Here is a 24,503-nt window from a genome sequence, read left to right as displayed (position 1 = left end):
TTTTCCGATTGATCAGTCTCTCGACGACTGCCAGTGACCCGTTACCTCTTTCCACCCGTCGTCGAGAGTCCGGTAGGAAATTCGTCCGCCGCGCTCCCTCAGTCTGGCATCGAGTCGCACGAGCCCGCCGCCCTCCCGCATCCACGCATCCGCGTTGATCGGGTCGCCGTTGTCGATCGAAGTGGCCGTGTACACCATCGTGTTCGCGTCGAATCCCAAGGACACAGTGCACGCAGTGGCGTTGGCCTTCACCGCATTTTGAGCGAAGTCGGCGAGCACCAGCGTCGCTGTGTAGCGGTCCCACCGAGAAAGCGGGTCCTCCGGATGCGTGAAGGTCATGTCGATGCCCCGCGAACCCAGGAGTTGCTGCAACTGACCCGCCAGGACACCGGGCCACTCGATGTCTAGATCGGCTTCGCTGTCCTGTTCGAGCACTTCCCGATAGCCACCCACCAGCAGCCGATATTGATCGTGCAGATCTGGATCGGCATCTTTGTTACGGGTGATGTACCGCGCGAGTGCGTCGAGTGGTGCACCGACCCTCGAGTGCAGTGACGCCGTGATCGCTTGACGGCCGACGATCTGCTCGTTGTCCGAAAATGCTCGTGCGAGAACGAATGCCCGGTCCGTCTCCCGGAGACGGATCTGGACCGCGATAAGTGCGGCGCACAGTGCTAGGGCAACCCACCTCGCATCCGAGCTCCAGGGCGCGGGAAGGATGACGGCGGCAGCTATGCCGGCACTCAGCAGCCCGACGGACGCCCGCACACCCTCGATGAAGGTCGGCATCCTGACGTCAGGGTTGTAGAACGCGGGATCACCGAACACCGCGCCGAGGCAGCTCCCGATGTAGACCAACGAGGCCGCGACACACACCAGCCGGACAGCGGGGGGCTGGTCGGCGAGGAGCCAGGGGCCGAGTATGCCGAGCGGAACGTAGCTCAATGCTTCGAGGATGCCGGGGATATTGGGGCGATTGAGCCCGAGGGTCCGGTTCGAGTACGCCAGGCTCTTGGCAGCGATCGGATTGATCGGGGTGACGCTCTCGGGCTTGTCGGTGTAGTAGTTGTCACTGACCGACAGATACGTCGAGAACAGCGCAAATGCGAGAATCAGCCAGACGAACCACGGCGGACTGCTGAACCCTAAGGTCACCGTAAGGACGACCAGTGCTCCCAGTCGCGTCATAGCGGCTCGGAACCCATAGTCGCCGACCCTCTGAAGTGCGACCTGGTAGGCGATCCTGCTGCGACGCTCGGATTGGTTCATAGCGAATAGGTATATACCGTTCTGTCGTTGCTCGCCAGAGTCGCGAGCCGACATTCTGAAAGAATCAGGCAAGTGCCCTGAATTTTGAAAAGGTGCAACTGCCTACTATTTTAAAATTTGGGCACTTGCCCGACATTAACGACTATCTGTTGCGCGTCTATTCGTGGCCCGTTCATAGTTATTCCACGGGCTGACACCAGGTCGGACCGGGCGTGATTCGCCGATTCTCTCGACGAAAGGACACCCCATCATGAATACCAATCGAGCAGCCAAGGGTCTGGTCGGACTGGCACTTGCAGGAACCGTAGTCGTCTGTGGCCCAGCCACGGCGAACGCGGAGCCTTACACCGGCCCCGGCGCGGAGTTCGGTCAGACGGACATGCTTCTGAACGGTGAGGAAACCGCGCGAGCGGCGAGCGGTGATGTGTGGGCCGCATTCTCGTACTGCGGACCGATCATCGAGAAGTACGGCACGACGTGGGGGGCCATCGGTGGTGGGGCCGGTGCTGCGCTGGCTTTGGCCACCTTGGGCGTTGGACCTTTCGCCGGCGCAGCTGCCGGTGGAGCCGCCGGTGTAAGCGGCGCTGCGGTCGGCTGCACCGGCATGGTCATCGACGCCGCGAAAGCCGCCAAAGCCCAGGGCAAGTGGGCCGGTCTGACGTTCGCCCCGCCCGGTGGCGGGTGGACGTGGACGTACTGATCGACCGCACGGTATAACTGCCCCAGACGCCAGCAACTGGGCATTGCGTCGGCCCGAAGACCCGATCACCACCAGGTGATCGGGTCTTCGTGGTTTCGGCGTCGAGGTTAATCACCATTGTGCTGAGCTGGATGTCGACGCCCGTCTTCGTCAGGCGCTTCGCGGCGGCCTGACCAAAGGAGTCGGCGAACGGCGGCAGGACTTTCGGTGCGGCGTCGAGCAGGATGACCTTCACGCTGCGGCTCTCGATGTGGCGGTAAGCACCGTGGAGTGTTGTGTTCGCGATCTGCCCTGCCATCTCGACATTGGTGGGGCCTGCTCCGACGACGACGACGACGACGACGAGCAGACGTTCGATCTCGGGCCGGATCGGTTGCGAGTTCGGCTTGGTCGATGCGCCGATGATGCGGCCGCGGAGTTTGAGGGCGTCATCGATGGTCTTCATGCCGGGTACATGTTTGGCGAAGTGGTCGTTGCCGAAGTACGACTGACCGGCACCGGCAGCGACGATGAGGCTGTCGTAGCCGGTCTCGGTGATGCGCTCGAGAAACTGTGAGGTGACGATGCGGCTCTCGAGGTCGATCGAGGTGACGGCGCGCCGAGGATCACCGATGCGTTGTGTTGGTCCTTGAAGATCATGCGGGTCAGGATCCATAGACACATCTGCGACGCATCCCGTGTCCGCCCTCCTATAGTGCGACAGGTGACATACCTGCACGCGGGCACGGCCGCATTGATTGCTCCCGCCCTAGAAGATGTCCGGCCGTTCCCCGGAGATAGACCAGCGAGCGACGTATGGGGCAAGGCAGCCGACACCCTCACCTCGCTAGCCGAGCTGGCTGATGCTTCAGGAACCGATGTAGACAACGCGGTGGCCGACGATGTCGCGGGCCGCGCCGCTGGCACTGGTGAGCGATTACGAGGCTATGAGATCGCAGCGATTGGCCGTCTATCCCATGGTCTACTTTCGTTCTTGTTCACCCAAGCGGAACCTATGGTGACAAACGAAGGGTCCACAACACGTCACGCATATCCGGTCCAGTTCGTGAATCGTGCACTACTCGACGAACTCAGCACCTACCTCACACCTCCGGTAGCAGTTGCCGGCCAGGACACCGCCACGACATGGAATCAACCGTCGGCTCCGAGCTATCTCAAAAACTGGCTATCCGAAGTATCAATGAAGCTGCGGTTCGAGACAACCGTGTGGGATGAGACTCAGCTTGGTTTGTATGTGAAATACCCAGATAACTCTCCGAGCGTCAAAACAGCGTTTGAAACCTGGCAAAGAGCACTTCGCAGCATCGAACGAGACTTCAGCGATCAGCTCGCTGTCGGCCCCGAGCTCGAGGCAGCGCGGGGCTCTGCGAAGAGAGCTGAAAAAGCAGCCGACGCGGCAGAAAAAACGGCTGGACGCACCGGAACAATCACTCTGGCAACTTACTTCGACACTCTCGCGGCGAAAGAAGCCACCAGCGCCGGTAGCTGGTCGAAATTGGCGGTGGGCAGTCTCTTAGGTATCGTGACGGTCGCGTTCGTCGTCCTGCTGGTAGGCGCTACACACAGCCAGGACTGGACTCGGCAGTTACTTCACCTCGCATTGACCCTCCCGGTAGCAGCCTTGTCTGCCTATGCGTCAAGTGTCGCTAGTCGACATCGCCATCAGGCCTGGTGGGCTCACACCACCGCAGCACAATTGCAGACCATCAGTGCTTACGTTCAGCCGCTGGCTGACGACGCGCGCGGCCACGTGCTCGAACAATTCGGCCTCAGGATATTTGCCCAACCCGCATTCAATACAACGAGCCAGGAGCCTGAAACGGCATCTATGACTGCGATGCTGGAAGCAGTCCTTAGTCGAACCAGCGGCAAAAACGATACCGCTACGCAATAGTGACGAACGAGAGACAATACTTCCCGGCGGGCAGTTACGACCGCACGCCGCCGAAAAGCGCAGCCAGAATCGGCGGTACGGTCAATGTCTGTGACTTTTGGAACCGTCGCGGACCATCAAAATTGGCATGTGTTCGACTGTCGATGTAGGTTACGGCGACTACCGGATCTGCATGGGTCGATACCGCGCAATCATCTACACAGCCCGGGACATAGAGATTCTCCAGAACATCCGGTGTTCGGCCAATTGCTAACCTTCACGATATGAGCGTAATTAATCCGAGGGTGGCGTTCGCCGTACCGATGTTTCTCGAAGCGCTGACCCTGATCGAGTTGGGCCAGCCTCAGCCCGCTGAGGTCCTGGAACATCCGAAGATGATGGCCACCACGGTGCTTTCTCTGCTCAGTGGTGGCGATGACGCTCTCTTGGGTCTGGGGGATCTTGCGCTCGGCTCGCTTGCCAGAGCTGCGATCGCGCTCTGCGATGCTCCGACTGAATCGGGTGCTGTGGCGGCCTACCGACACGCGTTAGAAGCGTGGGATGAGATCAATACGAACCCATGACTAGCTATGTAACGGCCGCGTCGCTTCGAAGGTTTCTGCACCCGCGGCGAAAACTCCCTGACACAGATCCGGCCGGCAGGATCCTCGCGAATGATAAGCGCGGTGTATGCCAATTGAACGTCGTGTTCGACGGCGACGCCTCAGACACCTTGCAGATCGTCGATCTCAACGAAAGCGTCTCTCACTCGTCTACGAGCCGGATTCTGGATCATCTACGACGCAACGCAGGGGCGAGGTCAACGCTCGCGTCGCACGGCGGACCGCGCATCTTGACGTGCGGCACCCGCTGTGATGCTGCGAATAGCTCTCTCGTTGGGTGCTGCCCGAACAATGGTGCGATCACCCGCAGCCGATGTCGGCACCACCACCACAGGGCGCGCGCTGGCACGTGGAGCCGACCCTGATGGTGGGTTCTGATCTTTCGAGGCCGTCACGCCGACGCCCCCTGCCGCTTCTCGATTTGACGTCGCACTTCGTCGATCGTGCGGGAACTGCCCTCGTAGTTGCCCACCAGCCGAGGATTGGGACGCAAAACCACCCTCCGACGCCGCGACGACGACGGCAGACTCGCCGAGCCCACCGGTCGATCAGGTTTCTGCTGCTCGTTTACCGTAGCCATGATGTCCTCCTACATCCGAATGATAGCCGCCACGAGCAACACCAGCACAGATCCAGCCAACAGACCCGTCGTGATCCGCAACCGCGTCAGTTTGCTCCGCAGCCGCTTCTCGGTCACCTGATAGATCGACACCAGTGTTGACGCGATCTCGAACCGGCCCGTCGTCTCATCGACGGTCGAATACTCCTCCAACACCACTTCCGGGTTCAGTCCCGACGCGGTGTTGGGCGCAATCACAAACGCCGCCATGATTGCCGCCGCACCGGCCAGCCCAGCACCGGCAACCTCCCACACACCGATCCCCGCGGGATTGCGTAACACGATTCCCACCAGAATGCCCGCAAAACCCAGCAACACACCCCCACGCTGATCGATGCTCGTCACTCGGCGTTCCTGAGAATCCAGCGTCCGCTCGATGCTCGCGTGCACCATCTCGATTGCCGCTGAATTCAGCTCGACACCTACCGGATCGAGATCGGACGCCACCTCTTCGTCAGCAGCGGAGTCGGGCAAAGCATTCTCGCGCCCACCCCGGCCGTTCGCATCCGTTGCTAGCGGCCCCTCGTCGACACCTTTGTCGACCGCACCGAACCTCGTCGGCCACACCGAACCCATCACCCGCCGCACCGCGCCGCTCACCACAACATTCTCTCATCGCACCACCACGGAGTAGGTGAACACGGTCATCGTAATCCGCGCCTTTCACTGCGTCGTAGTTCGTCTAGTGGATCGGCGGAGCAGACGACGTCTCAGGTCTTCAGGATCGGACATGATGTGCATGAGATACAGCAGCGGCAGGTACATCAGTGTCGCCGGCAGCCGGCCGTTGTGTTGCGCGAAGAGTCGGTCACGGACGGGATCAGGTTTGTCGAACCCGTGTGTAGTGTTCCTGCGCAAACGCATGAACTGACTCACTGCGTCATCGAGCGAAAGGGATTTCTCTGCTCCACCGGGCAGCTTCAGAATTACCTTCTCCGACCTACGGTAACTCTTGATGAAGAACCCGTCCCCCACTTCGGTCAACGCCTCCACACCAAAAACCGCGTACGGAAGCAGGACGGACTGAACATCAGCAGGCATACGTTCTCGAACTTGCTGCAGCGCTTTCGCGGCAACCGAGGGCTTGCACAGTGCCGTGAGATCCCATGAAAGCCAGGTCGCCTCGATCAGGTCCATTGCTGACCACATCAGAACTCCGGCTGCGTAGTCGTCATGCAGCGATAGCAGCGTCGAGGTAACTCGTTGCAGAAGATCCGCAAATTCCATCAACCGGTTCTGCTGCGCATAGGGGAGGTAGTCACCGTCAGCATCTGCGAACAGGCATGGGTTCAGGAGGTGCCCGAGAACCGAGTTCATCTGAGCAACCCACCAAGCGACGGCTGCACCCCACGCCTCCGGTGCCGGCGGCTCCTGCCGCTGGGGAAGGCGACCCACTGGTGATCGGGGAAGCACCTGATGCGCTTCGTACGGAACAGGAGACCTCCCGACAATATCTGTGCCAAGAGTGAAAATCACCGCACCCGACACCCTGTTCGCTTGAAACGCCCATACCCATGGAGACCGTGCGGCCAACAACGGACCGAGATGGCTCGCGGGAATCAAGACACTGCTCAGGATCGACGATCCCGACGCGAAAATGGTCTCGTCGACGTCGATCGGCCCGCGTCGTATGTCGTCGAGAAGTTCGGGGTCCTGATTCAGACGTAACACGAAACCAGGAAACCGCATCCGACGGTGCGTGGCGTTGCCATAGCGAACAACGTGGACAGCATGCCGCTCAAACGGATGCTCGTCATCGTCGTCCGAAGTTCCGGCCAACTCCCTACTCGCGTCCTGTACTGCCGCGGACAAGGCTCGATCGCTGGCGGTGATGACGGGTAGCTGGAGTCCGTACAGGAACGATCCCACCGCACCCGCGCTCATCTGTCTGATCGCGCGAAGGCGTTCCTCGGCGATTCGCTCATGGTCCAGCCTGGAGGCGTAAGGGTCTTGCGGGAGGTCGACGAGCTCGTCATCGACGTCCGCTTCCGAACCCGACAGGGTGCGGACCGTCATGAAATCCACCCGGTCCATGCCGCTAGCCGGCTCCGTCAACGCCCACACGTCCGGTGCGCACGTGTGGGCGACCTCGTACCCCAGCTCTTCCAGGTAGGCCTGCACTTGCCCCCCAGCCAACTCCGGTGGCATCGTGACGTTGACAGTCAACCGTTCAGGCATTCCACCAGCCTACAAACCGGTAAGCCTTAAGTGACTCAATTTCGCACCCGCGGAGCGGGGGCGCACGGCTCTAATTTGTGACCAGGACCTGCAGTTCGCCAATCCGAACTTCAGTACGCGAAGTCAGCGGCGTGGGTATGACTCCACCGACCGTCCCGTTGGGTGTCGTCGCTGTCCACGTGACGAGCCAATTCGATGTCGCGGAGACCTTGAATGTCCCACTGGGCTCGGTAGTGGACGTCTTGTGATAAACGATATTGCCGCACGTCGGACTTGGAAGCCCTTGTGCAACATCGGTATACGGCGTGAAGGGTAGAAGCGCTCCTGGGCACACCGACGGTACGGATCCGTCGCCCCAATTGACGATTACGGATGTATTGACCGCCGTGGCGTTGACGAGAACGCCGGGTCCAGCCGCAGTTCTGGTCACGGGGCCGACTGTGGATTCCCGTGGGTCAGCGACCCAGAACCAGCCAGCCAGACCAACCAGGCCGACAGCACCTGTGCTGGCGGGGTTCGGGGTAATACCTATTCCAGGCGGGTCCAACTGCATTGCGGTAACCGCTTGGCCGACAACGGTCATAACGTCGACCACAGGGGGTGTCGCTGGAAGCCCAACATCCGGAATTTGAACACACGGACCGGCCGCTTCGCAAGACCATGTTGTGCCGTCATCGTTGACGACGTTGACTGCCATCGGGGCACCACTATCAGCATTGCGAACAAGCGTCATATTGGCGGCGTCAGTCGACGGAACGAACTCGAGCGGCGGCCCGGCCGGTGCGGCGCTCCCGCCACCTCCCCCGCCCACAGCAGCTGGCGCGGATCCAGTCGTTCCACCCCCTGTCGGCACACTCGTGTACGTACCCGTCACAACCACTGATTGCCCACCACCGCCACCGCCGTAAATGCCAGCCCCACCACCGCCAATACCAGGCTGCGCGTTAGCAATTCCGCTGACAGCTGGCAGAATCGAGCAGACCGAAGTAATTACGAAGACTGCCAGCCCCCGCGGCACTCCTCTACTTCGTATTGCGCTCTTGCTGCGCGAATGTTCGCTAATCATGTTGCATCGCATGGCGTTCCACCCGCAGTCACGGAGTCAGAGACGACTCGCCAACCGGACGAGTCCGGCCACAACGGGTTCTCCAAAGTCGGCTTACCGAGCTCTTGCTGAATTCTCGCAGGATCCAAGGTGCTGGTCCCATCTGGACGAACAGTGTCGTAGTTGGAATTGTCAACGCAAACTCTCATGCTTGCTGACGCTTTGCCGGGTATGGGATTCCCGTCCTCGTCCTTGGGGGCCTGAAGCTGAGTAACCTCCGCATTCACAACCTGCAACGCACCCTTCGCGACAATGCCCTGCGACCGGCGAAAGTTAATGTTTGCCTTCAACTGGTCAAGAACCGTTCCGCTGGCAACCGTGTCGAGCGTATTGACATCAACGAGCGGATCACCTTCGACTTTCGCCAGGACCGCGAAAAACTCTGCATTCTTAGCTGTCGCCTGCTCGGTCGCCTGTTGTTCGGGTGACTTTTCGACGCCCTCTGGGCCCGTGAGGACCGGCTGCGTGGTGGTCGTTACGGGAGTCGCTCCAGTGTCTCCGCTCCCGCATGCGACGCTAATGCTGGCAGCGGCCACTACTGCGAGGATTGCCGCGCCTGTGCGACGTCGTGTGCTGATCATCGTGGACCCCCTACGTTGTTCTGTGCGTTGTACTGCGGTAACGGTAGTGGTGCGGCTGTGCCGACCGTAACGTGCTTACCGGACACTTCAGACACCTCGATTGACGCGCTTGCTATCAACTGGCTATTGCTCCGATCCGGTAGAGGGCGTTGCCGCCATTGTGAAATTGCGCGAGGGCGCGCAAGAGTTCGTCGGTTTCGGGTTCTGGGTCGACATCGATGTCGGCGAGGTTCGCGAGCAGTTGGTCGATCAGCTCCTGGGTCTTGCTGATCTCGTCGCTCCCGTGGGTAGCGATGATCGCCAGTCGCCAGAGACCTTCTCGGAACGGTTCGACGGTGACACCGCGGTTTGCGGTGGTGAGCGCGGCGGAGAGATCTCCGGTCTTGATTTGTCGGGTGGCGAGCTCTTCGAGGGCATCCGCGAGGGTCGAGATCATGTGCTGCTGCAGGTTTCGTGCCCACCCGTAACGGTCTGCCCGCGTCCCGGCGAACGGTTGATCGTTTACCAGTTCTGCAGCCGTCCACAATTCCGCATCGGTGGCGGCGGCCGGAGTGGTATCGATCAGTTGTTGCCAGTAGTCCCAGTCCGATCGGACATCGGGGTGTAGCCGGTAGCCGGTGCGGCCGGTGCGGTCGCCGTGCTTCGGAAACGCCTGCTCGCCGTTCTCTGTCTCTCCCAACCAATTTCGCAGTCTCGAAAGGTAGTTCTGGCGTCGTGTCGCCTTCTTCTTCGGCTGATGCTCGAGAGGGAGTTTGTCGAAATTGTCTGCAGGCCAGATCTTTTTGTCGATGGAGTCGTGTTTGATTCCCGGGTGGATGGAGAGAAGAGCGGCGATCTCGGTCAGGAGTACTTCACGGCCGTCCTTGGGCGGCTCCCCGGTTAGGGTTGTGACTGCTGGTTTCCCGAGAAGATGGAGCCAGAGATGTCCCGAGGCAGGTACGTCACCAGCGACAGAAGCGATGGCTGGGGCCTGGTCGTCGAACCTGATCGCTTCTGGGGATGTCCACTGCGCGGCGTCCGGGCTGTAGGTCGGAACGTCTGTGACGTCGGCGGCGGTCTCCGATGCGGTAGTTCCGTTCAGCAGCAGATGGTCGGTGGGGTCGACCGCGGTGACGGAGTCGAGGAAGGTCTCAGCGCTTTCGGCGTCGGTGAGGTGTGCGTCGATTTCGGCTGCAGCCCAGGGGTCGTGAATGGACGACTCTGTGGGGATCGCTGGCTGTGTGGCGGTCGCGAGGTAGGCGGTAATGCCTTCATATTGGTCCGGCTCAAGAAATGCTGGCTGGAATGCGAAGCCGCCGTCGGTGTCTCGTTTGACAAGGCTTGCGGTGTTGCGGTCGACGATGTCGAGTGTCCACGCGGCCTGGGTGTTCTCGCTGGCGGTGCTGGCGGCAGCGAACGCTACGCGTGGTGTGGCTGCCAGGATCTGGTCGAGTGATTGCTGTTGGTCGGCCGTCAACTGACTCGCGATGAGAACTACTTCGGGAGCGGTCATTTCGCTTGTGTCGTAGATCGAGCGGGCCGCTGCAATGCTGTCGATGTGTTGTTCGACGAGGGTGTCTTGGTCACGTTCGGCTTGTCGGGCGAGTCTGGCCAGCACTTCGTCTGGTTGGTCGGTGTGCTCGATTCGACCGTTGCCGAACAGTTCGGGGAGCTCCTGTCCGAAACCGATCAGCGTCAGGTGCAGATTGTCGGCGAGCGGGGATTCGACGAGTTCGAGGGCCAAGGCCTGGAGAGTGCCGCGGGCGTGCTCTAGTGAAGCTGAGACGCCGAGGTAGCCGAGTTCTTCCAGGTTGAGAAGAACTTGGGTTCGGTCGTCTGTGGAACCGAGTGTCACGAGCGTGGGGTACGGGCTGATTGTGGTGGGTGCTGGGGCGATCCGGACGTCGGCGGGGAGGGTCCAGGCGCCGGTCTCTGATCTGAGCCACGGGTCCGGCAGTACGGAGTCATCAAGGATTACCAGCTCCACCGCATCGGGACCGATGAATGCGCCGAGTAATGCCGGCAGTGCGTTGCCCTGTGTCCGAGCGTGTTCGGCGATAGTCCTCAGTGCTTCGTCGAGCCGCGTGAGGACGTTGTTGTCCGCTGCAGAATGAATCTGTTCTTCCACAACTGCTGCAGCGCCCCAGGTTTCGGGGAGGGTCTCGCCTCTGCGGCGATCGTGCTGTTGACGGTGCCGGCGCAGCCCGAAGGCCCCAGCCAGTCCGATGGCCGCTAGGACTGAGATACCGAGCCACAATGTGCTGTTCTGATTCTCGGAGACATCACTTGGCTGCGCAGTGGCGGCGATATGTACCGGGTCTGGCGTGGGTGTATTCAGTGGGATCTGGGTGGCTGGCTGAGTCGGGGCGGGAGCTGCAGCAGGACTGGGTGACGACGCTTGCGCTGGGGCAGGCATTTGAGCGGGTGCCGGCCCGGGTGCCACAACATCTGCGCCTGCGGACTCAGCAGCAGGATCGGAGGCTGCCACCGGGGCGGGGGCCTCTGCTGGCTCAGGAGCCGCCACCGGAGCAGGCGCTGGCTCAGGGACCGCCGCCGGGGCGGGGGCCTCTGCTGGCTCAGGAGCCGCCACCGGAGCAGGCGTTGGCTCAGGAGCCGCCGCTGTCGGAGCAGGTAGCTGTGACGAAGCGCTGTTGAGTTCGATGCCGAAAATCTTCGCAGCGACGGCGGCAGCGGCCTGCGCTTCTGCCTGGGCCTGTTCATCACCGCCCGGAACCATCTCCGCTTGTTCCGGAACGTCGGTGCCACCCAGGAGAGGTGCAGCTGAGGACGGTTCAGGCGCTGCTGCGGGGGCCGGTTTAGGAGCGGCAGCCGGAGCCGGTTCAGGAGCGACGGTCGGGTCGGGCACAGCAGCAGGTACAGGAGCGGCAGCGACCGGAGCCGGTTCGGGCGTGCCGGTCTCGGCGGTTTGATCGTTGACGGTGAGCTGCTGGCCGACGTGGATGATCGTCGATGGTCCAGTTCCGTCGGCGTTGATGATTTCTTTGTAGCGGTGTCCGTCACCCAGATGTTGCTCGGCGATGCTCCAGAGACTGTCGCCTTCTCGAACTGTGTAGGCCCCGTCGACGGTTGTGGGTGCGGCGGCGGGGAGCTGAAGTTTCCATCCTGGTTGCAACCATCCGTCGTCGGTCAGGACGTCGGCATTGAGTTGCTTGATCTCGGTGTATCGAAAGCCATCGCCAAGGTGGCGTTCTGCGAGTTTCCATAGGCTGTCGCCCTGCTGCACCGTGATGGTTTCCCCGTTGATGGGGCGGGCGGGGGCTTCTGCTGGGTGCGGTTGGCTTTGTTGCGTTACTTGGATCGGTGCCGAGTGGGCGGGGGCGTCGAAGAGCGGTAGTGCTGTGGCGGTGAGGGGTTGGGCTGTAGCGGTGCCCGCTGTTACCAGCATGAGCGCTCCGCCTATGAGAACGGAGGCGCTTCGCTGCTGGAAGCCGAGGCCTCGGAGTTGAGGTGCTTTGATGCCCCGTAGTGCTGCGACGAGTTCGATGACGGTGCTGAAGGTGAAGGTGGCCCAGGCGAGCCAGCCGATCCAGGTCACGAATCCGAGGAAGAGTGATCCGTCGTCTTGGGTGGTCAGAGCTGTTTTGATCTGGTTGAGATCGGGCAGCGTCGTCGGTATGGGGTTGCCGCGGAATGTCCACAGTGCGAACGGAAGTCCGACGACGAGGACGAGTAGGACGATTAGGTAGAGCAAACCAGTCAAGCGCCGTCGGATGGTGGTCATGCGGGTGTCCTTTCCGATGGCTGCAGGGTGGCCGGGGTCGCGCAGCGTTGCGCCGCGAGCTGTCGAATCACGTCCTTCGTCTTCTCGTGGAGTTCTGCGGCTCGTCTGCTCTGCGGTGGATTGGTCATGGTGTGCCGGGGATTCCGAGGTTGGTGCGGTTCAGGTTGACGGTGGCTGTTCCGATGATCTGCTGTGGCCCGACGCCGATCAAACCGAGGACACGGGGTTGATAGGTCGTTGTGGTGGTGATCAGCAGTGTTGTCGGTCCGGTCTGCACGACGACGCCGGGGATTTCAGCTGCGGCAAGGTATTTAGTGGCTTTGGCTTGGGCTGTCAGTGGATTGACGACGACGTTGGTACCGCGGACTGCGAGTGGTTCGATGATGGCTTGTCCTGCCCCGCGGGCTGCTTCTTCAGCGACTTGCTCGGCGCGCTGCTTGGCGTAAACTTTGCCGCCGCCGTCGACGACGAGACCCATCATGATCAGCAACGCCATAGCTGTGATGACGCTCCACATGGCGATGGTTCCAGCGTCGTTGTGCGCGTCTCGGCGTGTGCAGACGGCCACGGCCCGGCGTAGTGCTTCGGTCATCGGGTGCGCTCCCGGTAGGTGTCGACGGGTGAAGTCGCGGTTGCTGTGATGGTCCGTGAGCCCATGACTTGCGGGAATCCGAGTGCGTCGAGGGAGATGACGCACGTGACGGTGGCCGAGACGGAAGCCGTAACGCCAGGGCGAGTTCTGAATCCGCCGAGGTCGGTGTTGACGTTGAGAGCGGAACAGGTGAGCCCTCGTGCTGCCAGGTCGTTTCGGGCGGCTGCTTGCGCATCCGGGGCTGCGGAGAACGCCGTTCGCGCGATCGAGGCGGTACGCGCGGCCTCGTTCGCGGCGTGGACTACTTTCTGGTGCGCTTGCGCGAGAACGCCGAAGGTGACGATCAGTGCGATCAGGAACAGTGTGGCGGGGGCGACGATGACAGTCTGCAGGGCCGATCCTCGGTCGTCGGCTCTGGCTGCGGCTGCCAGCTGGCGCAGTTGGTTCGCGGTGTTCATCTGGTTCCTGGGGCAGTGACTCGTTCAACGGGAAGCGTCTCGCTGACATTGATGTCGAGGGAGAAGAAGGGGATGAGGCGGATGGGTTGCCCGGTGATCTGGACAGTTGCTTCTCGCAAGCCTCGGTTGACGACGATCACGGGTGCTCGAAGGGTTGTCGGGCCGGCGGTGGATGCGAAGGCGTAGCCCGCCGCTGTTCCGGCCGCAGCGCTGCCGAATTGCGATCGCGCTTGTCGTAGGGCTTCTTCACCGGTCGAAATCGCTACGGTCCGTGCGTGAGCGTAGAGAGCTGCCTGGATTGCGATGAGGAAGAGCAGTAGGACGACGCCGAAGACCACGACTGTTTCGAGGGCTGCGCCGCGGTCGTCTCGACGTATGCGGGTGAGCCATTCGCGTAGTGGTACATGTGTGTCGGTGAGCAACGCTGGTCCTCCCCTGTCTCGTTGGGCGAGTGGTGGGGTTACTGGATTCGGTTGAGGTAGCGCTGTGCAACCACGGTGATTCCGGCGACGATAGCGATGGCGAGGATGACAAGGCCGGCGGTGATGACGACGGTCTCCATGCTGTAGCCCTTGTCGCTTTTGCGTCCGCCGGCGCGCTCGGTCATCCGGGTGTAGGAGAACAGTGCCAGTGCGAACAGTGTTGCGGTGGTCGCTGCGATCCGGTTTGCGATGGTGCGCGATGCTGCCATGTGACGTTTCCCTTCGATATGTAAAAGCCCTGGTTATGACGGTTCTGGATGCCGGTCAGACTATCGCCAAGACCGGACACTTCGAGCAGGTGAAGTGCACGGATCGGTGTTTGCACAGCTCAAACTTGGTAGTTGATCGTTGAATGACAACGCATTCGGGTTGTTCGGTCTAGACGCCGCCCATGATGTTCACTCCGGCCGGCACGATCAGCATGATCATGAACAGCACGGCCAAGGTGCCGAGAGGTGCGTCCATTTTCTTCGTTTTGGCTCCTGCTTCGCCTTGTTCTTTCGAGAGCAGGGCGCTGCGGAGCGCTCCGGCCCGGGCGGCAAGAGTGTCGGCCACGCTCGCTCCCTGGTCGCCGGTATAGGTCATGATGTCCGCGAGATCTCCCAGCTCCGGCAGCGCCAGTTCGGCTGCAAGATTGGACAGAGCAGCCCATGGTGCCTGTCCGGCGAGGGACGCCTTCTGAAGCTCGGCATCCAGGCGTAGGAACACCCAGCTATCGCCCACTGCGGCAGCGCGTTCGAGACTTTGGAATGCAGCGACGCCGCCGCTGCGGTTCAACGAGACGAAGTCGATGAACGCCGCCAATGCTCGGGTGAATTCGAGTCGGGCACTCGCGGCGCGAGTCTTGACGTCGGCGTCGGGCGCGAAAAAGCCCACCAGCGCCAGGACGAGGGAACCGGCTACGGGAAAAGTCAGGGGCACTGCAATGCCGAACAGCGCCAGGAGTGCGAGCGAGATCGGCGCGATGATCAGACCTATTGCAGCGGTGAGGATTTTGTCTCCGATGAACTTTTGTGGAGTTTCTCGGAGGATCGCCAGGTCCGCGGTCGGGATCCTGAACCATGCCTGCGATCGCAGCCGCGGGTAGAAGCGGGCACCGACTTTGTAGGACAGGGCATCCGAACCGGTGAGGTCGTCACCGCCGCGGGTGTCGACGGTGTACGGGTCCGGGGCTGCACCGGACAGTCGTTCCATAGCATCGCCGAGTGCTGGGTCGGCCGGCAGTATGCGGAGAACGAGGAGGATCAGGCCGAGAGCGGCGAGAGCGGCAAGGGCGATTGCCCAGAGCTCGAAGTTGTTCATACTGCGCTCCTCTCACGTGCGGTGTTTGCTGCGTCGCGGTCCTTGGTGCCGATGAACCTGGGGTATTTCACTGGCAAGGTGTATCGCTTCATCCACCCGAGCACCAGGCCGAAACCGATGAATTCGAGGAACAGAACGGGCTGGAGGAGGGGCTGTTTGTACGGGTCCATGTAGTTGGTGAACAGGAACAACCCAACGATGACAACGACGGTGATGACGGTGACCCCGCGAGCGGTCGTGCGGGGCCCTTGCCGTTCCGCTTCGGCCGTTCTGCGGTTGCGCACGTTCTCTGCCACCGATTCCGAAAGTCGCTTCAAGGCTGCGGTGAGCCCGGAGCCGCGCAGGCGAGCTGCCTGCCGCAGTGCACCGACCACGTAGTCGCCGGTGGAATCGTCGAGATCGTCTGCGAACCGAAGCAACGCTTCGTCGATCGACACATTGCCACGCAGGCGCGTGATGAGGCTGGTGATTTCCGGACGCAATGCTTGAGGCATTCCCCTGTGCGTTGCGATGATGGCCTGTTCGAGGCCGGATCCTGCTGCGAGCACTCCGGTCAGGTTGCGCACCCATTCTTCGAGGGCATTGAGGCGTTCGATGTCGTCGGCGGCGGCGGATGACCCGAGTAGGTAGGGGACGCCTACTGCTGCGATCGGAATGATGGGGAAGAGTACGAACCATCCGCTGAGGAGCCATGCAGCAAGGCCGGCGGCAGTTCCGATGGCGAGGAGTAATTTTGTCCGCCGGGGAATTCGCGCACGTGAGGTGCGGTGGCGTGTCGGCGCAGTCGGGTCGCGGCGATCGCGAATTCCGTTGGCAAAGAACCATATCCCGGCGGCAAAGACAAGGACGATACCGACGGCCGTGAACGTGTACATCAGAGCCCACCACCTGTGATCGTGTTGATGGGGATTTGGTTCGGGCTGAAACCGCCTGCGTAGAGCTTGCGGAGCAAAGCTGGGGGCAGAGTTCCGTATTCGCCAGTGCCGCCCGGCTTTCCTTCGTAAATTTTGGTTACTGCGGGCATGGCGTTTTCGCCGGCCTCGATATGGATGACCTCGCTGACGAATCGGACCTGACGCCTCTCGCCGGTGTCGGTGAATTCGTAGTCCGTCTGCAGCTGAATGATCAGATTGATGTGGTGTGCCACTTGGCGGTAGGCGTACTCGACCGGCACTCCTGCTTCGAGGGCGCAGGTGACGAGTCGGTCGATCGCGCCGGCGGCATGTTCGGCGTGCGTGGTACTCAGGGAGCCTTTGGCCATCTGCATTGCTTTGAACATGTCGATGATCTCGCCGCCGGCGACCTCTCCGACGATGACACGGTCGAGCTGCATTCGCACGAACTGGTAAAGGATGTCGGACAGCGTCGTCGCGCCGCGTAGCGCTCCGGTCAGCTCGTTTCGTTCGCCGCCGCCGGTGATTGCCTCGGCTGCAACGACATACGGTCTGCGACCGTCGAGTTTGTCGAGGAACAGTTCGTACTCTGTCTCTGCTGTGCCGATCCGTGTTTGCAGGGGAAGGCAGTTGGCGAGCGCACGAAGGTTGGTTGTTTTGCCTGATCCCATGGGCCCGGAGATCACGATGGAGGCACCACCGATGACTGCGGCGCTGAGGATCTCGGACAACAGTTGGGGCATAACACCCATTTCGACCATCTTGTCGATGGTCACATCCTTGTGGCGGTGCATGCGGATGGCGATACTGGGATGGCGGACCGAGTAGCCCATCGCGGACAAGCGGATGTCGCCGGGCAGATTGAGGCGGAGGTTGGGGTTGACCTGCGAGAACGGTCGTCCACCACCGGGTGCGCGCTGCGCGAGGTTGGTGAGCCAGTCGTAGAGCTCTTCGTCGCTGTCCGCGATCGGCGGTCGTGTCTGCAGACTCCCGTCGGGGTACATCACAATGACGCTGTCGCCGTTGATGAGGATATTCTCGACGTTCGGGTCGTCGACGAGCGGCTGAAGTGGGCCGAGTCCGAACAGCGTGTCGAAGACCGCTTTGACCAGCGTCTGTTCCTCTTGGACGCTCAGCTGTTCGTGACCGGTGTCGATCGCGGACTGCACTTCTTTGCTGACGAGATCTATGACGATCTGCCTGCCCGACTCACGCTCCTCGTCCGGGGTCATGGCAGTGACGCCCAGCTCAGGGTTGAGGGCCTGATCTGCTCGTTGGGTCTTACGGAGAGAGAGGATTTCGGATGCTTCTTTGGTCAGCTGCTTGACCAATTGGTGGTTGGTCCTCGCGACGTCCGACCGCTCAGCTGGAAATGGTGATGGCGATGTGAACGGGACCGTCTCGAGTCGCTCGGGTTCCGGGTGGGAGTGGCGACCGTCCTTGCCGGCCGCGGCGAGCAGACCTGCAGATGAGGAGCCGTATTGCCCGCTCCTGTAACGAGTTATCTCGTTGTCGCCATCGTCGAGGATGATCGGATCGGCGGCAAACATCGGTAGGTCGGGTAGGGCTGGTCGCTCGTCGTAGTCGAAGTCGGGGGCGTTGTTGGTCATGCGGGTGTTCTCCCTTTGGCCTTGTCGGCTCGTTACGCGGGCTGTGAGCTGTATGGCGAGTTGGCGATCCATACGGGCTGGTGCGTTTCGTGGAAGCGCTCGATCTTTTGCCAGGTTCCGTCGATTGCGCGTAGATAGCTTGATCGACGTCGCCGCCATTTACTGAGCGAGGCACCTTCGGAAAAAACTTGCGCGTGTACCGGTGATTCGGGAAGGACTGCGATGACGTCGAGACCGGTCGCCGCGGCGGTTTCGGCTGCGCTGTAGGGCTCGGTACCCCTGACAATGAGGCCGATGCTGGCCGGTGACTTCGTATTCTCCAGATGCTGCTGTAGTGGGCCCAAGCCAGCACGAACCGCTGCCACTGCGGTCCTGGTCGGTCTGAGCATTATGGCGATAACGTCACTGTGACGGATCAGGTCTTGATGTCCGGACCGTAGATTGAGGCGACCGGCGTCGACGAGCAGGTCACCGCCGCCCTGTTTCGACAACAACGCCAGATGTGCCCCCAACGGGCCCCACGTCGACTTCATCGATTCCGTTTGAGCTGCATTGACCAGGCCAGGGACGAACCATCCTTGCGCCTTGGTCGGCTCCTCTGGATCGAACGGCCCGATTCTAACTATTTGGTGCTGGAAGGCTGGGCCGATTCGGCCGTGCCTGTTCGGCTCGACCAGTTGGATGATCGATCGGTCGTGCCGGCGGCGCGCGTGAAAGTACCCGGCCAGCGTCGGGGACGATCCGATCGGATCGACCTCGATGTACAGCAGCTTGCGGGAGTCTGCGGTGAGAGCGATGCCCAGGCCGGTCGTCGAGACGCCTGGCGAGCCGGAGATCGAGGTCAGGGTGACGAGCATGGCTCAGCGCTCCCGGGAGTCGAGGACGATGGCGACGCGGTTGGTGGCGGCTCGGGCAGCGATCCAGCTGGCCTCGTCCTTCTTGACCAGAACGTCCACTGTCGTCTGTCCGGTCTCGGGGATGTCCTTCACGGCAACGACCTGTGCGTTCGCGGTGACCGGACCCTGCACCGGGGAATCGTCTTGATCTCGGGGAGTGTCGACGATCCGGACGTTGTCGCCTGCGAACAGTGGCTCTGCGGGAAGTTTGCCGATTGCGACGGTGATGCCGACCAAAGTGTTGTCCCCGCTGGGGATTACGGCGTTGGTGACCGACGATGGGTTCAGTGCCGATCCGCTCAGGAGCGGAATTGCTGCGCTCTGTCCCACGACCGATGCTTTGTCTGTGGCAGGAACGGTCGCGATTGTCACATCGCTGTTGACCTCTGCGGTTTTGAGGTCGTCGGTGGTGATCGTCTCCCCCTGTGGCACGTCGCGAGCGAGCACCAGAATTGTCGTAGTGGCGCGCATGGCGTTTACCAGGAAAACCGCTCCCACGATTGCGACGGCCATCAATGCGAGTCCCGCGATCCAGTACGACCGTCGACGGCGCACTTTGGTGGTGGATACGACTTCGGTGAAGTCATGGCCCGGCTTAGGAGATGCCTCTTTTGCGCTGCGCGGCTCCCCCACTGGGGCGGTCGATGTCTTGTCTTTGAGATTGCCGAACATGGGCATAGCTCAGTCACTTTCCGTTTGTGTCGTGGCGTCGAGGCCGAGATGTGCTTTGAGGGCAGTTCCGATGAGGTGACTGCGGGACCGGGCCTTGAACTGGTCTTTCAGTTGATCGATGATGACCCAGTCATCGGCGTACAACCCGACCGTGACCCCCTTCTTCTCCGCCTTACCCTCAGACGGCTTCCCACCCACTCCCCTGGCGCGGAACAGACTTCCGCCGATCTTGCCTCCCGGAAACAGAAGGCTTTCGAGATCGCTGTGGACATCCTCGATAGCAGTGATGACCACCTCGCCGTGGGTTCTCCCTGTCCGTTTGCTCTCCTGCGCCAGACCGTGTGCAACCCCGACAGCAAGATGAACTGTCGACGGCACAATCGTGTCGTCGTGCCCCAATTCAGCTGCACCAGAGGATTTCTCCTCCCCGTTGGAACTCAACTGCACCACCTCCGCTGACATAGCACTCATCGATCCGGCCGGCGGCAGTGGCATGAAGGCCGCCCCGAGCGACTGTCGCGCAGGCGGAGATGTCGGCACGTTCGCACCCTCAGCGCTGTCGGTCCTCACTCACGATCCTTCCGATATCCCCGTATACCTGGGTCGCAGTCTTGAGTGCGACGTACGAGATATACCGGGTCTCACGGACACCGCGAACAGCGTCGATCCAATCCGAACCTTGCAAAACGAACCCCGTGCTCGTCCGCAAGAGGACCCCATCCCCTCCCCACCAGGACAAAGACTATCTCCACCTCAACAACAGTGGTGATCAACACCCGGTACATAACAGTTCGGTAACAAGGCCGTCGATCTCGCACTCGTCCAGTTCCGATGCGTTCTCGATGTAGCACCGATCCCTCCTGGACCGTGCTGCACGCGATGGTCTCCGCAACTTCTGTTGGTAGTCGTTTGACCCTCAACCCAACTGCACTCGACGCTGTCTCTTTCCTCCCACACACATTGCATTGAAGCCAGGCTGGACATTATGCAAATATCGTGTAGGCATCAGCGAATTATCATGTGCCCTTGATTTGGGTTTGATGTGGCGCTGATTGCCTTCTGATACTTGGTAGATGAGAGGTCGACACGACCCCGTCTGCAACTTCATGGGCCGACAATGAGGGGTTGCTAGACGATGAGTATGAACTGAACACCATTGAGACTGCGCTCGAACGACCACCGCGTTTTCCTCTTCGGTCGTGGGCACAGTCATAGAACTGATGCCAGAGGGATGGTGACACGCCACCGTTTACCTGCAACCATGGAACGATGAGCCTCCCCGACACCGCCACCGCGCCAGGCAGCGGGGTCGCGGCCCGAGCGCTCGACGACCTACGATGGCACCGCCAGTTCCATCGTCAGTCCCAGTTTCGTTGGTGGGACACCGAGGCCGCGCTCGTTGCCACCGAATTCACTCGTGGGCAGGACCAGTTCCACACTGTGCAAGATCTGGCACAGCTGGAGCATTATCGGCTAGCCCTTGCCGACTACACCGCCACCTGTCAGCGAGCCCTGGGCCGCGCACTCAAGCAATCGCTACGCGTTCTCGACACGAGGAGCTGGTCTTTCGCGACAGACAGCCTCATGCTGTTGCCGCGAACGTGCGAGCAGAGCAGCTACCTTGCGACCTGGGCTGACCCGTACGACCCAACAGCACTGAGCAACCCTCAAGTCCGGCGCATTCAGCGTTCGTGCGAGCGCATGATGTTCGGGAATCCCCTCATTCTCAGCTGGGAATTGAGCCACCTATGGGGCCTCTACCGAGCCGCCGAGACACTGCTCGAAGACACCCTTGTGGATCTGACCGTTGAGCTCTCGGAATCGGTCTCTGACTCCGCCCTGTTGTGGGCCACCCAGATGGCGTCGAAGATCGGTCTGAAAGAACGGATAGCCGAGCAGCGAACGACCCGCGGAGAGCCTGGCGATCCCCGCCGGCGTCCGCGTCAAAGCTATTCTGATCTTCGCTGATTGGAACGGGAACAGTGCTCGTGACCTGCGGTTTTGTGTGAAACCCCTTCTGTCCTCGCATCCGATTACGCAGCACTCCTCGCACTCCCCTACCGACATCTCTACCGGCCTTGCATCGCTTGAGTCCTCGCAAGGCCAGGAAGGAGCTTGCAGATGGGGAACTGCGGCCATCATCTCTGCTTGAATCGCACCGCGATTCGCATATATCTTCGCTCTGATAGACCGGGACTGCTACCCATGGTCGATCCCGTGATTCACCCCTGTGAACTACTCCCCTATCATCGTTAGCATCTACCGACCAACCTTCCCGTCATAATGGGCGCAGTACTCCGTAGACCTATTCGCATCGCCACCCGTTCCTGTCGTCGCGTTGCAATCCGCGTATTAAGTGGCGGCTGGCTACGCTCGTCTGTACGTTTGTTGACACGCGTCAAAACTCGCCCGTTAGTACGGACGGCAATGCGCAGAGCAACACGCGTGTTGATTCCCCCATTGCAACGTGCATTAATATGCGTATTGCAGTGCGTGTAAACCAGTGCTCTAAGTCGCGATCATCAGGGCGTATGTACACGCATTTCTTTGTGCGCAGTACAACGCGTGTTAGCACCGTGTTCTAATCGCGTACATGTGCGCACTTTGCTACCCGTGTTGCTACGCGACTTGTACCGTGTTGACTTACGCGCGGGTTTGGGCGTACTCTCGCGCACACAACCACGCACGACGAACCGCGCATCCACCCGTGCAAGAGCGTGCGGGACAATTCGGGCCACTCGCCACGTATCGATCCGGCCCCTGTGAACGCTCCCGGTCCCGATCCTCCACGGCAGCGCTCTAGTGGGTGCCCGCGGATCCAGGACTCTGGAAGAAAGGTTCCATTCGATGGCAATATCAAATTCCCTCGCAGTGACCCAAGGCAAGGGGGGAGTGGGCAAGACGACGGTTGTTGCCAACCTCGCAGGCCTGTTCGCCGCAGCCGGCTACCGCGTTCTCGTCGGTGAGTTCGACCCTCAGGGCAACCTGGCCCGCGATTTCGGTTATGAAAAGCAGTCCGGTGAAGCACTTCTGATGTCTTTGATGTCAGGCACACAACCCCCGATCATCAAAGACGTCCGACCCGGTCTCGACGTCATTCCTGCCGGTCCTGCGCTCGTCGACGTCGCCGGCATGATGCTCTCCAGACTCAGCCGCGGGGGCGAATCGTTGGGACAGATCCTCCATAAGGTCCTTGCCCCGATCGTTCCCAACTATGACATTGTTCTTTTCGATACCCCGCCGGGCGACGTCATCATCGGCGATGCGGTGCTGTACTGCACGTCGTCCGTTCTCATCCCTACTCGCGCTGACGATGGCAGCCTCGACGGTCTCGACCGCGTCGCCGAGCGTTTCGCGCGTGCCCGGGAGCACAATCCGCAACTGCGATTGGCGGGCATGCTCTTGTTTGCAGTGGGCAGTAGGTCACAACGGCTCCAAGACCAGGTGCGGGAGAGTATTACGCAAGCAATTCCCGACACAATCGCACCCATTTTCGACACGACAATCCGCTACATGGAGAGCGCCGCTGCAGACGCTCGGCGGCACGGCCTCCTAGCTCACGAACTCGAAGGCGCTACTGCAAGCGCAAAGAAGGCGCGGTTGAAAGCCCTGCGGGACAAGGTGAAACCACCCAGCCTTCTGCTCTCTCGGGATGCAACCGGATTAGCAGATGACTACGAAGCCCTTGCAGCTGAGGTTCTGCAACGCTTGGCCGAGCTTGCTGCCGAAGCCGATCGCGCAGAAGAGGTGGCACCCGCATGAGCACCACTGATCGCAAGAAGCGGCCCAGCCTGGCAGACCAATTCAACAAGCCCGCACCCCGTGGTTCTGGCCTCGCTAACATTTTCCCTCGCAATGGAACCGGTTCCCTCACCAGGCCTGCCGCAGTGGAACCTCTCTCGACCGACGTGGCTGCCGAAAAGACCGTCGACGCGCCGCGCACAGAGGCTCCGGCAGAGGCTACGGCTGCGACATCCGCACCAGAGGCTCCCACGGCACCCGCACCAGAGCCCCCGACCGAGGTTGCTACACCGGACTCGCCCCGCGGTGTCAGCACTGCCGCAACCGAGGACGTAGCCACCACACCCGAAACCGTGGCCGACACGGCTACAGCGGACCCGTTGGCTGCGATTATCGGCGATGAAGATGTGCGCCCGATCGCGGTCTACGTTCCCGCGACGGTGAAAGAGGCTTGGAAAACGCGATCCCAACGGGAGAAGAAGTCCTACGGCGAGATCGTCGAGGATGCCTTCGCCGAGCACACGCCGGAAACCTTGGTTCGTCTCTTCGCCCCTCGCCCCGTCGAATCACCACGCGGAGGCATGCCGCGTCTGGCCCGCCCGAAGGTCGCGAGCGGGGGAGTGGAGGTGCGTCCGCATCTGTGGGTCGCCCAGACCCGATGGATAGACGAGCAGGTAGAAGCAAGCCCGCTCATCCCCTCACGAAGCGCATTGATTGCTGCGGTCGTTGAGAGCTATTTGATCTCTTGATCGACCCGCCGGAGCGTCTTGCTCCTGGCTCCCCACCATGCTCCCCACCATGCTCCCCACTCCGGTGGGGAGCATTTTTTCGTCCTTGAGCTGGCTTTACGTTCATGCTCCCCATGCTCCCCACTCACTTGACCCAAGGTCACGCGTATAGGGAAGAAGTGGGCTTGCGCCGCGAGTTGGTCCGACAAGTTGGGATGTTCGTCGTGTCCGGTGCCGCAGAGACAATGTCGAGAGATTTCGCCACTTCTGTCACAGAGGTAGATCGAGACGGATCTACCTCTCATGTGAGGCACGACGGCGGTACGGACTACGGGGATAGGGCACTGTGAACATGACACGACAGGCAGGCGACACACCGGGTGTCGCGCCCTCCCTGTTTCTGTTACCGAATCCGTTTAATGTGATGGCATGGCTGGAAGCAAACCTGGGAGAGAGTCGA

The 24,503-nt window shown here is 61.1% G+C and carries 22 protein-coding genes; 6 read left to right on the top strand and 16 right to left on the bottom strand.

Going from position 1 to position 24,503, the window contains the following annotated elements; genetic code table 11:
• Positions 1-12: 12 nt before the first annotated feature.
• Positions 13-1,269 (bottom strand): hypothetical protein, encoded by a 1,257-nt coding sequence (locus CH275_RS09445; protein WP_094677464.1) that lies wholly within the window; start codon positions 1,267-1,269, stop codon positions 13-15.
• A gap of 250 nt (positions 1,270-1,519) precedes the next feature.
• Between CH275_RS09445 and CH275_RS29155 the strand changes: the two genes are divergently transcribed.
• Entirely contained in the window at positions 1,520-1,969 is a 450-nt protein-coding gene (locus CH275_RS29155) for a hypothetical protein (RefSeq protein ID WP_143546725.1), read from the top strand.
• Here CH275_RS29155 and CH275_RS09440 read toward each other — a convergent pair.
• On the bottom strand, positions 1,878-2,624 hold the full coding sequence (locus tag CH275_RS09440) for an FAD-dependent oxidoreductase (RefSeq protein WP_256990939.1): 747 nt from the start codon (positions 2,622-2,624) through the stop codon (positions 1,878-1,880). The two genes, CH275_RS29155 and CH275_RS09440, sit on opposite strands and share 92 nt — an antisense overlap.
• 48 nt (positions 2,625-2,672) lie before the next feature.
• On the opposite strand from CH275_RS09440, the gene CH275_RS29150 reads away from it, so the two are divergent.
• The gene (locus tag CH275_RS29150) at positions 2,673-3,863 is read left to right on the top strand and encodes a hypothetical protein (protein ID WP_143546724.1); all 1,191 of its coding nucleotides are present in this window, start codon (positions 2,673-2,675) and stop codon (positions 3,861-3,863) included.
• 263 nt (positions 3,864-4,126) lie between these two features.
• Positions 4,127-4,426 carry a hypothetical protein gene (locus CH275_RS09430; protein ID WP_094677460.1) on the top strand — a complete coding sequence of 100 codons (300 nt, stop codon included), beginning with the start codon at positions 4,127-4,129 and terminating at the stop codon, positions 4,424-4,426.
• Positions 4,427-5,054: 628 nt separating this feature from the next.
• On the opposite strand, the gene CH275_RS09425 is transcribed toward CH275_RS09430, so the two are convergent.
• The 14 genes from CH275_RS09425 to CH275_RS09365 all read right to left on the bottom strand — a co-directional run bounded on the left by CH275_RS09425 (position 5,055) and on the right by CH275_RS09365 (position 20,069).
• Positions 5,055-5,684 carry a hypothetical protein gene (locus tag CH275_RS09425; RefSeq protein ID WP_143546723.1) on the bottom strand — a complete coding sequence of 210 codons (630 nt, stop codon included), beginning with the start codon at positions 5,682-5,684 and terminating at the stop codon, positions 5,055-5,057.
• A gap of 63 nt (positions 5,685-5,747) precedes the next feature.
• Positions 5,748-7,262, bottom strand: coding sequence for a hypothetical protein (locus CH275_RS09420; RefSeq protein ID WP_094677456.1), 1,515 nt, complete (start codon positions 7,260-7,262; stop codon positions 5,748-5,750).
• A gap of 1,062 nt (positions 7,263-8,324) precedes the next feature.
• Positions 8,325-8,903: a hypothetical protein gene (locus CH275_RS09415; protein WP_094677454.1), complete on the bottom strand. Its 579-nt coding sequence runs from the start codon at positions 8,901-8,903 to the stop codon at positions 8,325-8,327.
• A 160-nt stretch (positions 8,904-9,063) separates the two neighbouring features.
• On the bottom strand, positions 9,064-12,669 hold the full coding sequence (locus CH275_RS30255) for a LysM peptidoglycan-binding domain-containing protein (RefSeq protein ID WP_094677452.1): 3,606 nt from the start codon (positions 12,667-12,669) through the stop codon (positions 9,064-9,066).
• A gap of 124 nt (positions 12,670-12,793) precedes the next feature.
• A complete protein-coding gene (locus CH275_RS09405; protein ID WP_094677450.1) occupies positions 12,794-13,261 on the bottom strand; it encodes a pilus assembly protein TadG-related protein in 468 nt (155 codons plus the stop codon).
• A complete protein-coding gene (locus CH275_RS09400) occupies positions 13,258-13,719 on the bottom strand; it encodes a TadE family protein (protein WP_094677448.1) in 462 nt (153 codons plus the stop codon). The genes CH275_RS09405 and CH275_RS09400 overlap by 4 nt, the downstream gene beginning before the upstream one ends.
• Entirely contained in the window at positions 13,716-14,141 is a 426-nt protein-coding gene (locus tag CH275_RS09395; protein ID WP_015586078.1) for a type II secretion system protein, read from the bottom strand. The genes CH275_RS09400 and CH275_RS09395 overlap by 4 nt, the downstream gene beginning before the upstream one ends.
• A 38-nt stretch (positions 14,142-14,179) precedes the next feature.
• Positions 14,180-14,410, bottom strand: coding sequence for a hypothetical protein (locus tag CH275_RS09390; protein ID WP_015586077.1), 231 nt, complete (start codon positions 14,408-14,410; stop codon positions 14,180-14,182).
• Positions 14,411-14,579: 169 nt separating this feature from the next.
• Positions 14,580-15,503 carry a type II secretion system F family protein gene (locus tag CH275_RS09385; protein ID WP_094677446.1) on the bottom strand — a complete coding sequence of 308 codons (924 nt, stop codon included), beginning with the start codon at positions 15,501-15,503 and terminating at the stop codon, positions 14,580-14,582.
• The gene (locus tag CH275_RS09380; RefSeq protein WP_094677444.1) at positions 15,500-16,378 is read right to left on the bottom strand and encodes a type II secretion system F family protein; all 879 of its coding nucleotides are present in this window, start codon (positions 16,376-16,378) and stop codon (positions 15,500-15,502) included. The genes CH275_RS09385 and CH275_RS09380 overlap by 4 nt, the downstream gene beginning before the upstream one ends.
• Positions 16,378-18,006 (bottom strand): CpaF family protein, encoded by a 1,629-nt coding sequence (locus tag CH275_RS09375; protein WP_179276067.1) that lies wholly within the window; start codon positions 18,004-18,006, stop codon positions 16,378-16,380. The genes CH275_RS09380 and CH275_RS09375 overlap by 1 nt, the downstream gene beginning before the upstream one ends.
• Positions 18,007-18,038: 32 nt before the next feature.
• Positions 18,039-18,863, bottom strand: a complete 825-nt coding sequence (locus CH275_RS29435) for a hypothetical protein (protein ID WP_179276066.1) — start codon at positions 18,861-18,863, stop codon at positions 18,039-18,041.
• Positions 18,864-18,866: 3 nt separating this feature from the next.
• Entirely contained in the window at positions 18,867-19,580 is a 714-nt protein-coding gene (locus tag CH275_RS09370; RefSeq protein WP_094677440.1) for an SAF domain-containing protein, read from the bottom strand.
• Positions 19,581-19,583: 3 nt separating this feature from the next.
• Complete coding sequence (locus CH275_RS09365; protein WP_143546722.1) at positions 19,584-20,069, bottom strand: hypothetical protein; 486 nt, start codon at positions 20,067-20,069, stop codon at positions 19,584-19,586.
• Positions 20,070-20,843: 774 nt separating this feature from the next.
• Here CH275_RS09365 and CH275_RS09360 point away from each other — a divergent pair.
• From CH275_RS09360 to CH275_RS29145, 3 genes are all read left to right on the top strand, one after another.
• Positions 20,844-21,542, top strand: a complete 699-nt coding sequence (locus CH275_RS09360; protein ID WP_094677436.1) for a hypothetical protein — start codon at positions 20,844-20,846, stop codon at positions 21,540-21,542.
• A gap of 879 nt (positions 21,543-22,421) precedes the next feature.
• Positions 22,422-23,336 (top strand): ParA family protein, encoded by a 915-nt coding sequence (locus CH275_RS09355; protein ID WP_094677777.1) that lies wholly within the window; start codon positions 22,422-22,424, stop codon positions 23,334-23,336.
• Positions 23,337-23,668: 332 nt separating this feature from the next.
• Entirely contained in the window at positions 23,669-24,064 is a 396-nt protein-coding gene (locus tag CH275_RS29145; RefSeq protein ID WP_143546721.1) for a hypothetical protein, read from the top strand.
• Positions 24,065-24,503: the final 439 nt, after the last annotated feature.

Source organism: Rhodococcus sp. 06-235-1A (genome assembly GCF_002258785.1).
Classification (GTDB): Bacteria; Actinomycetota; Actinomycetes; order Mycobacteriales; family Mycobacteriaceae; genus Rhodococcoides.
Note: the sequence above shows the minus strand (reverse complement) of the source record. Positions and strands in the feature narration are given on the sequence as shown.